Source organism: uncultured Campylobacter sp. (genome assembly GCF_938018145.1).
In the GTDB taxonomy this organism is placed as follows: domain Bacteria; phylum Campylobacterota; class Campylobacteria; order Campylobacterales; family Campylobacteraceae; genus Campylobacter_A.
The window spans coordinates 1-9,689 of sequence record NZ_CALIII010000094.1; the positions used below are offsets into that span (position 1 = coordinate 1).

Below are 9,689 nucleotides of genomic sequence, written 5' to 3' on the forward strand. Positions count from 1 at the left end.
GAGGTTACGCGACTGACGCAGGGCATCGCGCAGCGTGATGTAGCCCTGGAAGCCGCCGCTGTAGTTTTTCGGACGCCACTCGTACTGGCTGCCTTCGTTAAAGACTCTCGAGATGTCTGCGGCCTTGCTCATCGGCGAGTAGCCCATGTCTAGGGCGATCTGGTAGATAAAGGGCTTAAAGCTGGATCCCGGCTGGCGCATACTCTGCGTGGCGCGGTTGTAGCTGCTTTTGGCGTAGTCTACGCCGCCTACTAGCGCGAGGATCTCGCCCGTTTTAGGTAGCGTAACGACGATAGCGCCGTTTAGGATACTGGCGTTTGCGTCCTTGTTACGTTTTAGTATCTCGTTGTAGCCGTATTTTAGCGCCTCGGACGCCATATCTTGCACCTTTAAATCGACGCTGGTTTCGATGACGTAGCCGCCGGTTTTTATATCCTCAAAGCGCTTTGAGGCCTCCTTTAGCACCTCGTCCACGATATACGGGGCTTTGTTTTGCGTGAGCGTATCGTCAAAGACTACGGGCTGCTCGACTAGCGCGGCTTTGTACTCTGCGTCGCTGATCCAACCTAGCGCGTTCATCCTTGCTATGACGTTGTTTGCGCGGCTTAGAGATAGATCTAGGTGGCGGGTCGGATCGTAGGTGCTAGGCGCTTTTGGTAAGCCCACTAGGATAGCGATCTCTTTTAGCGTGAGTTCGTCAAGCTCCTTTCTAAAGTATCCTTTTGCTGCGGTTTTTATGCCGTGATAGCCGTGTCCTAGATAGACGTGATTTAGATAGCGCTCTAAAATTTGCTCTTTGGTTAGCTCGTTTTCCAGTTTCATCGAGATGATCATCTCTTTTAGCTTACGAGTTAGCTTTTTTTCTCTAGTTAATACCATGTTTTTAACTAACTGCTGCGTTAATGTGCTAGCGCCCTCGACTAGTTTGCCTGCCTTTATGTCCTTAACGATAGCTCGCGTGATAGCCTCGGGATTTACGCCGCCGTGCTCAAAAAAGCTCGTATCCTCGATCGCTACCAGCGCCTCGATGACGCGCGGCGGAATGTCTTCGTACTTGACGTAGATCCTGTTTTCGTCAAAGATATTTGCGATGAGTTCGCCGTTTCTATCGTAAATTTGAGTCGTGAGCTTTGGCTTAAAATCGATAATATTTGACGCATCAAAGGTGACTTGCGAATAAAGATAAACAAACGCCGCGCTCAGCGAAACAAAGATAATAAACAAAATCGAAGCTAAAATTCTCATAAAAAGGCCTTTAAAATTTTCACGTTTAGCCCCATTGCGGTGCTAGTTTCGCCGTTTTGGCTTAGGATGTATTTTTTGTTGAAATTTTCTATCGTCATGGCTCCTGCTTTGCCCTGCCAAAGATCGCCAGATAGGTAGTTTTTCAGGTCGGCTTCGTCAAATTTAGCAAATTTATACTCGGCAAAGCTGACGTTAAAAAGCTCGAATTTCTCGCCTAAAAATATCATCGCGGTCACGATCCTGGCGGTATTTTCGCTTTGCATTTGTAGCATTTTAAAAGCTTCTTTTTCGTCCTTTGCTTTGCCTAAAATTTTACCGTCGCATACGACGACGCTATCGGCAAAAACGACGTTTTTTATGTTTTCGTTCGCCTTTAAAAATTGCTCTTTTTTTGCCGTAACGATCTTTTGGACGTAGACGTGCGGCGGTAAATTTTTATTTACGCCGCCCTCGTCGTAGTCGAAGAAAACCTGCTCAAATTTAACGCCGTGATCTTGCAAAACCTTAGCTCTCGTAACCGAGCTCGAAGCCAAAATAATCATCAAAACTCCCTATAAGATACGCCAAGATATGCTGCCAGTAGCGCAAACGCCACGTTTAGCGGGATGAAATAATAAATCGTAACTATGAGGTTCTCGTGAAGCTCGATGTATTCGCTATTTTGCAGAGATTTTGAGGCTTTGTTTAGGCGGTACGTGACGTAAATAACGTTTAAAAATAAAAATCCCCAGATCGCCCATTTTGTCGTTAAAATCGTATTTAGCATCGGATCGGCGTTTTTGATCGCGTTTTGCTTAGCCAGTATCGCGCCCGTCACGCCCATGACGGCGATCGAGCCGTAGATCGCGTAGCCTAGGCGCTTTAGCATGGAGATTATCGTTTGGTATTTTTGCGTGTCGCCTTCGATATTTTTCATAAAAAATTTAGCGATGAGTAAAAAATTTGCTTGAAATCCGATAAAAACGACCACGGAGAGGATGTGGATAAAGGGTAGGGCGCTGCTAATCTTTGCAAAAGCTATGTTAAATTCGGGCATTTGTCCCCTTTGATCTAAAATTTTCTCGCGCTAAAGTAAAATTGACGATGGTAAAACTCGGCGCCAAAATGCGCGAATAAAATAAACTCATAAACTTATATTTTCCTTTAAATTTTATCTCGGCTCACAAAATGCAAATTTCGGATTTGCTTTGCGGCGTTAAATTTGGTTTTGCAAAAATTTGCTCAAATTTTACGCCGCAAAAACCGCGGTCAAATTTAAGCGATTTTCTTCAATTTGACCGACGCCAAGCTTATTTTTCAAGTTTGATTTTAGCAAACTCAAACGCCTGCCTGATCGCATCCTCGATCGCAAGCACGTTTTTACCACCTGCGGTGGCGAAATCATCCTTGCCGCCGCCGTTTCCGCCTAAAATTTGAGCCGTAAATTTGACCCATTCGCCCGCTTTTAACGGCGCGTTTTTCACGCCTGCAGCCAGAGCGATTTTGCCCTCTTCGTTTACTTGCACGAGCAGGATTGCGGCTTTTTCGTTCTCGTTTTTAAACTCGTCTATCGTCGCCTTTATATCGCCGCCGTCAATCACCGCGACGCAAAGCTTTGTCTCGTTTACGTTCACCACGGCTAGCGCGTGTGCATCTTTTGCCTGCTTAGTTTTATCTTTTAGGCTTTTTATCTCGGCTTTTAGTTTTTTTACCGCGTTCATAGGCTCGGCGCTTTTTAGCTCGGTTTTTAGCTCTTCGATCTCGCCGCGCCAGGCTTTTGCGAGATTTAGCGCGGCTTTAGAGCACACGGCCTCGATCCTGCGCACGCCCGCGCTCACGCCGCCTTCTTTAGTGATGAAAAACGCGCCGATCTGGCTTAAATTTGCCACGTGCGTACCGCCGCAAAGCTCCTTGCTAATCTCTCCGAAGCTTAGCACGCGCACTTTATCGGCGTATTTTTCGCCAAATAGCGCGATAGCGCCGCTATTTTTGGCATCCTCGATGTCCATTATCTCTGTTTTTGCCGCGATACTTTCGGCGATTGCGCTATTGACGAAATTTTCGATCTTTGTTAGCTCCTCTGCCGTCACTGCCTTTGGATGAGAGAAGTCAAATCTGAGTCTGTTCGCCTCTACGCTAGATCCGGCCTGCGCGATATGCGCTCCTAGCACGCTTCTAAGCGCAGAGTGGAGCAGGTGCGTGGCGCTGTGGTGGCGCGCGATCTCGGCTCTTTGCTCGCTTACTTTTAGCTTCACGGCGTCGCCGACTTTAAGCTCTTTTTTTACTGCGACGTTTGATAAATTTAGTCCGAAAAACTTCTGCGTATCTAGCACGTCGGCCGCGCCCACGACCACGCCGCTGTCGCCTGCCTGGCCGCCGCTTTGCGCGTAAAAAGGCGTCACGTCAAACATCGCCCAGCCTTGCTCGCCTGCTTTTAAAATTTGAGTTTCTTTAAAGTCCTCGTCAAGCAGCGCTAAAACCTTGCTCGTGCGCTCAAGCTCCTCGTAGCCGCTAAATTTATTTTCGCCAAATTTTTCTAAAAGCGCCTTAAAATCGCCCTTTGCGCTCTTGTCGCCGCTGCCTTTCCAAGCAGCCTTAGCGCGCGCTTTTTGCTCGCTCATTAGCTCGTCAAATTTAGCTTCGTCGACCTTGAGTCCTTTTTCGCGTAGCATGTCGGCCGTGAGATCAAGCGGAAATCCGAACGTATCGTAAAGCTTAAACGCAGCCTCGCCGCTAAAAATATCTTTCGTGCGCGCTAGCTCGCTCTCAAAAAGCTCGAGTCCGCTCGCGATCGTAGCCAAAAATCTCTCTTCTTCGAGCCTGATTTGCTCTTTTACAGCCGCTTTTTTCTCGTTTAGGTAGGCGTAGTGGCCGCCCATTAGCTCGCAGACTTTATCGACTAGGCGGTACATAAATGGCTCTTTTATGCCTAGTAGATATCCGTGTCTGATCGCGCGGCGAAGGATACGGCGAAGCACGTAGCCGCGACCCTCTTTGTCAAATGTAGTGCCCTGAGCCAGCAGGAAAGTAACCGAGCGGATGTGATCGCTGATGACGCGGTAGCTAGCGCCGCTCTCATACGCGTAAGGTTTACCGCAAAGCGCTGCTACTTCTTCGATAAGAGGCATAAAAAGCGAGCTGTCGTAGTTGCTAAATTTGCCTTCCATTATCGCCGTGACGCGCTCAAGGCCCATGCCCGTGTCGATGCTAGGCTTTGGTAGCGGAGTTAGCTTGCCGTCGCTACTGCGCTCGTACTGCATGAAAACTAGGTTCCAAATTTCAAGAAATCTGTCGCCGTCGCCGCCCATGTAGTCCTCAGGCGTGTTAAAGTGCTCGCCGCCTTGGTCGTAAAAGATCTCCGAGCACGGTCCGCACGGTCCCGTATCGCCCATCTGCCAGAAGTTATCGTGATCGCCGAATCTATAAATGCGCTCCTTTGCGATGTGCTGCTCCCATAGCGCAAACGCCTCGTCGTCGCTCTCGTGAACGGTGACGTAGAGGCGGTCTTTTGGTAGTTTTAGTACCTGCGTTACAAACTCCCACGCGTAGGCTATCGCGTCTTTTTTAAAGTATTCGCCGAAGCTAAAATTTCCCAGCATCTCAAAAAATGTGTGGTGGCGCGCGGTGTAGCCGACGTTGTCTAGGTCGTTGTGCTTGCCGCCTGCGCGGATGCAGGTCTGACAGCTCGTGCGGATCGGCGGAGTAGGGCGCGGCACTTCGCCGGTGAAAATGCTCTTAAACGGCACCATACCGGCATTTGTAAAAAGCAGCGTAGCATCGTTTGGCACTAGCGGCGCGGACGGAATGATCTCATGACCTTTGCTTGCGAAAAAATTTAAATAAGCTTCTCTAATATCCATCGTTTTTTTTCCTGATTAAAGTTTTAAAATAGGGCTGATTTTAGCATAAATTTAATAAAACTTGTTTGAGGCCCGCTATAAAAAGGCGTCGGTAAAATTTAAAAATCGCTCGCATTATCCGTTTAATTACTATTTTTTACTATAATTGCCTAAAAAACATTAAATTTTGGAAAAAAGATTATGAAAAAACGAGTTGCGATAATAGGATTTGGAAACGACGCAAAGCACTACTATAACGAGCTTCGTCGCTCGGAGCACTTTGAACTGGCGGCGATTTTTGACGGCGTTAAAAATAGCGAAATTTGCGGACGAATTCCTGTTTACGATAATATAAACGACCTTTTGGACTCCGTACGGATCGACGCTCTTATCGTCACTGATACACACAAATATCTAAATTTGATACCAAAATGCCTAAATTTTATAAAATTTATCATGCTTGATCCTTGGCTTTGCAAATCAGGCGAGATAAGGGAACTAAAATACTGCTTTAAATCCCAAAATATAGGCGCTTATGTGGCTTTTATAGATAGATTTAATCCCGTTATCGCCTCTATAAAAAAAGAACTCGCCAAAGAAAAAGATATTTTTTCGATAAATATCGCTCGAGGGTTTAGTAGGGGCGTAAATTTGCATCTTGAAATTTTACAAAACATCGATGTTGCAAGGTTTATAACGGGTAGCGAGATAATCTTTAGCAATAAAATTTCAATCCAAAACGACGATAAAAGAAGCGAAACCGACTCGCTTTTTCAGCTTAAATTTAAAAATCAGACTCTAGCTAGTATCCATAACTCAAAGCGTTTTAAGGCGGAGCGATTTACGATCGAATTTGCCGCGAGCGGTGGAGTTTATTTCGGCGATATGCTGGGTCTTAAGCTAAATAAATATACGGCCGACGGACAGCAAAATTTAAAGGTTTACGGCGACGTTTCGCCGGTTAAAGCGATGCTTGACGAGTTTTATCAAGCCTGCTGCGGCGCAAAAAGCGATCTAAGTACGCTCGAAGATGCCCTAAAGGCTCAGGAGATTTGCGAATGAGACTTATTTTGCTACTAAATATGGGCGGACCAAACGACCTTAGCGAGGTTGAGGTATTTTTAAAAAATATGTTTAACGACCCGTATATCTTGGGGATAAAAAGCCCGATTTTGCGCAAATTCGTGGCGTTTATGATAACTAGCTCGCGCCTAAAAACCGCGCAAAATAACTACCGCCAAATCGGCGGCAAGTCGCCTATCTGCGAGCTTACGGCAAGACTTTGCGGTAAAATTTCGCATTTTTTAGACGATGATACGGCGGTAGCTTTTGCGATGAACTACACGCCGCCTTTTGCGAAGGATGTTTTGGCTGAGTTTACGGAGGCCTCGGAGATCGTCGTTTTCCCGCTATACCCGCATCACTCGTTTACGACCGTAACGTCTAGTATAAGCGACTTTGAAAAGGCACGGGCCGAGCTAAATTTAAAGGCGAAAGTAAAAATCGTCGAGCCGTTTTTTGAGGATGAGAGATATAATGAGGTAATCGCGGATGACATCGAAAAAGCTGCGAGCAATCTAAACTCAGGTGAGATAACACTGGTGTTTTCGGCTCACTCTTTGCCGCAAAAGATGATCGACGCGGGCGACGTTTATGAGGAGCACGTCAAGCGTCACGTTCAAATTTTAACCGAAATTTTGGAAAAGCGAGGAGTTAAATTTAAGCAAATTTTGCTCGCATACCAGTCAAAGCTAGGCCCCGTAAAGTGGCTAGAACCATCGCTAAATCAAGCGCTAGCCGAGATAAAAGATAAAAAAGCGCTTGTTTATCCGATCTCGTTTTGTATCGATAACTCTGAAACCGTTTTTGAGCTATCAAAGGAATTTCGCCATATCGCGGACGAGCTAAAATTTGATTTTTACGACGTCGTAGCCTGCCCGAACGACGATGATAAATTTGCTAAATTTATCGCAGATAGAGCTAAGGAATAAAATTTGCTTGCGATAATGTATCTTTTATAAAGGATGCGAAATGACGATCGAAGAGCAAAAATTTATCCAAAAGATTTTGGCCGAGCTTGCACAAAAAGCTGCAGAAAAGAGCGCAAAAGGGGGCAACTTTGAAAAAGAGCTTAAAGTTGCTACCGAGGCCATAAAAACTAGTAAAGAGCCCGATGTGGAAGGCTTTAAAAGGACTCTTACAGAGCTTGGCGCAGCAGGATTTTTATCGCAGATGAACGAACAAAAAATCCAGGAAAAGCTAAGCATTAAAAAAGAGGAGCTGATGGAGGCTCTAGGGCTAAATACCGATATGAAAAAAAGCCTAAGAGATGAGCTTGAAGCCGTGCTAGATGATCTTTTGACTAAATATGAAAAAGAGCTACGAGCTAGTTTGCAAAGCAACTCCTTGCTAGAAAAACAGCAAGCCTTGCAAAATAAAAATCCGTCAATGCTGGGCACGGTTTTAGGTATCGTATAAATTTGGCGTAGTTTTAAGTCGCGGCGAGTCGGCGTAAAATTTGAATTTAATTAAGAATCAAGGCCTTAAAAGCTCGCCGAGACTAAATCGGCAATATATTAAAATTAGCATTATTTAAGCGTATTCATCCATGATAAAAAGTAAAATTTTAGATAATTTTACAAACTAGCCTTTAAAAACAAAGTATCCAAAATTTATTTTATTGCGAATTATTAAATTTAAAAATATCTTTCAAATTTTGATCGTGCTTAAAAATCTTCCGCTAAAAGCGGTTTGCCTGTGTTATGTAAATTTCTTTATCGTTGGTAGTTTTTGAAATTTGAGATTTATTTCATAAAATTTAAGTAATTTACTATAAAGTCGGCAACAAGAGTGATTGAATTTTGATTGATAGTTTTGTAGATTAAAAAAGTAAGAAGGCGAGAATTTATCTCGCCTAAATTTTTGGTTAATAAAGTCCGAATTTACCGTCAGAGCGTTTGTAGATCACGCGCATTTTGGCATCCATATCGTTAAATACGTAAAACTGCGCATCGCTATCTTTTAGCTTTTGCATAGCTTCTTCGATTTCTAGCGGCTTGTATAACTCAAGCTCCATAGGGATTATCTCATCTACTTCGCCCTCGTTTATATGGTGTTCGTCGGCGATCGCAGCTCTAACAGCTTTGCCGTCGTCTTTATTTTTGACGGTTGTGTTTTTGTCGTGCTCGCGGCGAAGCACCTTTGATGCGCGCTCAAGCGCAAGATCGACCGCAGCGTAGAGATCTTTGTCTTTGTGACAGATTACTATTGTGTCTTTTCTTGCTAAATTTATTGCAAATTCGACTGTAAAGCCCTTTTTACCGTTTTTTTCATCTGCCGAGATGACGCAACGTCCTGAAATGATGTCTAGATTATATTTTCCAAGAGCATCAAATGCATTCTCTACATAACCTTTTATAGAGTCTGTTAGTTCAAATTGTTTACCTACAATGCTTGTGTTCATTATATGGCTCCTTTATTAGAAATGTGCCATATTATAGCACATATTAGAGCTTTTGGATAGTGCGCCTATGAAATCTAACAGGAGTGTTTGTGATATTTTGATTTGCTACTACCGTAACATCAAGTATTACCGTACCCATTGATGCACCTGTGGATATGGCAGTACCGCAACCATTAATGTTGCCAAAAATTTGGACTACATCGACGGTAACCGCAAATAAAGATGCGCCGCCTCCATCTGGTGTAAAATTTGTACCCACAATTCTTCTATTGCCGTTAGAATCAGGGCAGTTTGCCGCACTAAAAGTCATGCCTAGTAAATTTTGTACCGCTATCTCTGTCGCGCCTTGCGCCAAAAGTTCTGCCTGCTCTCTTAAAAATATGTCTGTAGTGTGTTTTGCGGTAGCGGAAGATAGGCTAAGCGCAAATGCACCAAGGGTGGCTACTAAAACCATAAAAAATATTGCCATAACCATTACAAATCCGCGTCTCATTAGTATATAGCCTTTGTTTTGCATACGGTAGTTTCCTCTTCGCCATTACCAAGCGATCTGCCGGCATCTCTCATACATAATTTTAGCACTATCATACCATCTACTTCTGTAAAGTTAAATCTGGTAACATTTGTAGCAAGAATAGCTATTCTGGTATTGGCATCATTGTATCGTTCTCCTATCCAAGGACGATAATCGTAGTGCAAAAATAGATTAAAATCACCATTTGCAGAATTTGCGGAAGGAACTACTGCGTATGCGGTATGGAGAAGATAGTAAAATTCTGATATATCCGCTCCATTGTAATTAGATATAGCTAAATTGGTATTACTATCGGTACTCGTGGCTATTCCTATGGATCGAGGAATAGTGTTGTCATATCCAAATGACGTATTTACGTTTGCGCCAAGACCTCTGAAGAAAATTCCGACTGTATTATTGCTTAAATTTACTCTGCTTGCAGCGGCATCAACCCTAGTAAGATCTGATATCGTTTGATCGGCAGATGCAAGATTGCTTCCCGGGGTTTCTAGTGTTCCTGTGTCAGCTCCTGTTCTAGTTGTATTGGGATGATTTAGGTCTATAAAACCGCTCCATCCTCCATTCTGAAAACTTTCATAACTATAGCTTACCCATTCTAGTATTGTATATGTATTATTTAGCCCAGGAT

10 protein-coding genes are annotated in these 9,689 nt (G+C 44.1%); 3 read left to right on the plus strand and 7 right to left on the minus strand.

From position 1 onward, the window contains the following. The 4 genes from Q0338_RS02005 to alaS all read right to left on the minus strand — a co-directional run. On the minus strand, positions 1-1,245 hold a 1,245-nt coding region (locus tag Q0338_RS02005; RefSeq protein ID WP_298085300.1), incomplete at its 3' end, for a transglycosylase domain-containing protein. Then, complete coding sequence (gene maf / locus Q0338_RS02010) at positions 1,242-1,787, minus strand: septum formation inhibitor Maf (protein WP_298085301.1); 546 nt, start codon at positions 1,785-1,787, stop codon at positions 1,242-1,244. The genes Q0338_RS02005 and maf, both read right to left, overlap by 4 nt. Next, entirely contained in the window at positions 1,787-2,281 is a 495-nt protein-coding gene (locus Q0338_RS02015) for a hypothetical protein (RefSeq protein WP_002946363.1), read from the minus strand. The genes maf and Q0338_RS02015 overlap by 1 nt, the downstream gene beginning before the upstream one ends. Before the next feature lie 253 nt (positions 2,282-2,534). Next, positions 2,535-5,084, minus strand: coding sequence for an alanine--tRNA ligase (gene alaS / locus Q0338_RS02020; protein WP_298085302.1), 2,550 nt, complete (start codon positions 5,082-5,084; stop codon positions 2,535-2,537). A gap of 180 nt (positions 5,085-5,264) precedes the next feature. Between alaS and Q0338_RS02025 the strand changes: the two genes are divergently transcribed. Genes Q0338_RS02025 through Q0338_RS02035 form a run of 3 tightly spaced genes read left to right on the plus strand, consistent with a single transcriptional unit; the run spans position 5,265 to position 7,541 of the window. Beyond that, positions 5,265-6,125, plus strand: coding sequence for a Gfo/Idh/MocA family oxidoreductase (locus Q0338_RS02025; RefSeq protein WP_298085303.1), 861 nt, complete (start codon positions 5,265-5,267; stop codon positions 6,123-6,125). Further along, positions 6,122-7,054 (plus strand): ferrochelatase, encoded by a 933-nt coding sequence (gene hemH, locus Q0338_RS02030; RefSeq protein WP_298085304.1) that lies wholly within the window; start codon positions 6,122-6,124, stop codon positions 7,052-7,054. The genes Q0338_RS02025 and hemH overlap by 4 nt, the downstream gene beginning before the upstream one ends. A gap of 40 nt (positions 7,055-7,094) precedes the next feature. After that, the gene (locus Q0338_RS02035; protein ID WP_298085305.1) at positions 7,095-7,541 is read left to right on the plus strand and encodes a response regulator; all 447 of its coding nucleotides are present in this window, start codon (positions 7,095-7,097) and stop codon (positions 7,539-7,541) included. A 448-nt stretch (positions 7,542-7,989) separates the two neighbouring features. Here the strand turns inward: Q0338_RS02035 and raiA are convergent, their stop codons facing one another. The 3 genes from raiA to Q0338_RS02050 all read right to left on the minus strand — a co-directional run. Beyond that, complete coding sequence (raiA, locus tag Q0338_RS02040; protein WP_298085306.1) at positions 7,990-8,526, minus strand: ribosome-associated translation inhibitor RaiA; 537 nt, start codon at positions 8,524-8,526, stop codon at positions 7,990-7,992. A gap of 43 nt (positions 8,527-8,569) precedes the next feature. Next, positions 8,570-9,043: a hypothetical protein gene (locus Q0338_RS02045; protein ID WP_298085307.1), complete on the minus strand. Its 474-nt coding sequence runs from the start codon at positions 9,041-9,043 to the stop codon at positions 8,570-8,572. After that, the coding region (locus Q0338_RS02050) for a haloacid dehalogenase (protein ID WP_298085308.1) at positions 9,019-9,689 on the minus strand (671 nt) is incomplete at its 5' end. The genes Q0338_RS02045 and Q0338_RS02050, both read right to left, overlap by 25 nt.

What these genes read in the sequence shown, in the direction of transcription:
- maf (WP_298085301.1), bottom strand. Translation starts at nt 1,787, where the DNA reads ATGATTATTTTGGCTTCGAGCTCGGTTACGAGAGCTAAGGTTTTGCAA.
- Q0338_RS02015 (WP_002946363.1), bottom strand. Translation starts at nt 2,281, where the DNA reads ATGCCCGAATTTAACATAGCTTTTGCAAAGATTAGCAGCGCCCTACCC.
- hemH (WP_298085304.1), top strand. Translation starts at nt 6,122, where the DNA reads ATGAGACTTATTTTGCTACTAAATATGGGCGGACCAAACGACCTTAGC.
- alaS (WP_298085302.1), bottom strand. Translation starts at nt 5,084, where the DNA reads ATGGATATTAGAGAAGCTTATTTAAATTTTTTCGCAAGCAAAGGTCAT.
- Q0338_RS02045 (WP_298085307.1), bottom strand. Translation starts at nt 9,043, where the DNA reads ATGCAAAACAAAGGCTATATACTAATGAGACGCGGATTTGTAATGGTT.
- Q0338_RS02025 (WP_298085303.1), top strand. Translation starts at nt 5,265, where the DNA reads ATGAAAAAACGAGTTGCGATAATAGGATTTGGAAACGACGCAAAGCAC.
- raiA (WP_298085306.1), bottom strand. Translation starts at nt 8,526, where the DNA reads ATGAACACAAGCATTGTAGGTAAACAATTTGAACTAACAGACTCTATA.
- Q0338_RS02035 (WP_298085305.1), top strand. Translation starts at nt 7,095, where the DNA reads ATGACGATCGAAGAGCAAAAATTTATCCAAAAGATTTTGGCCGAGCTT.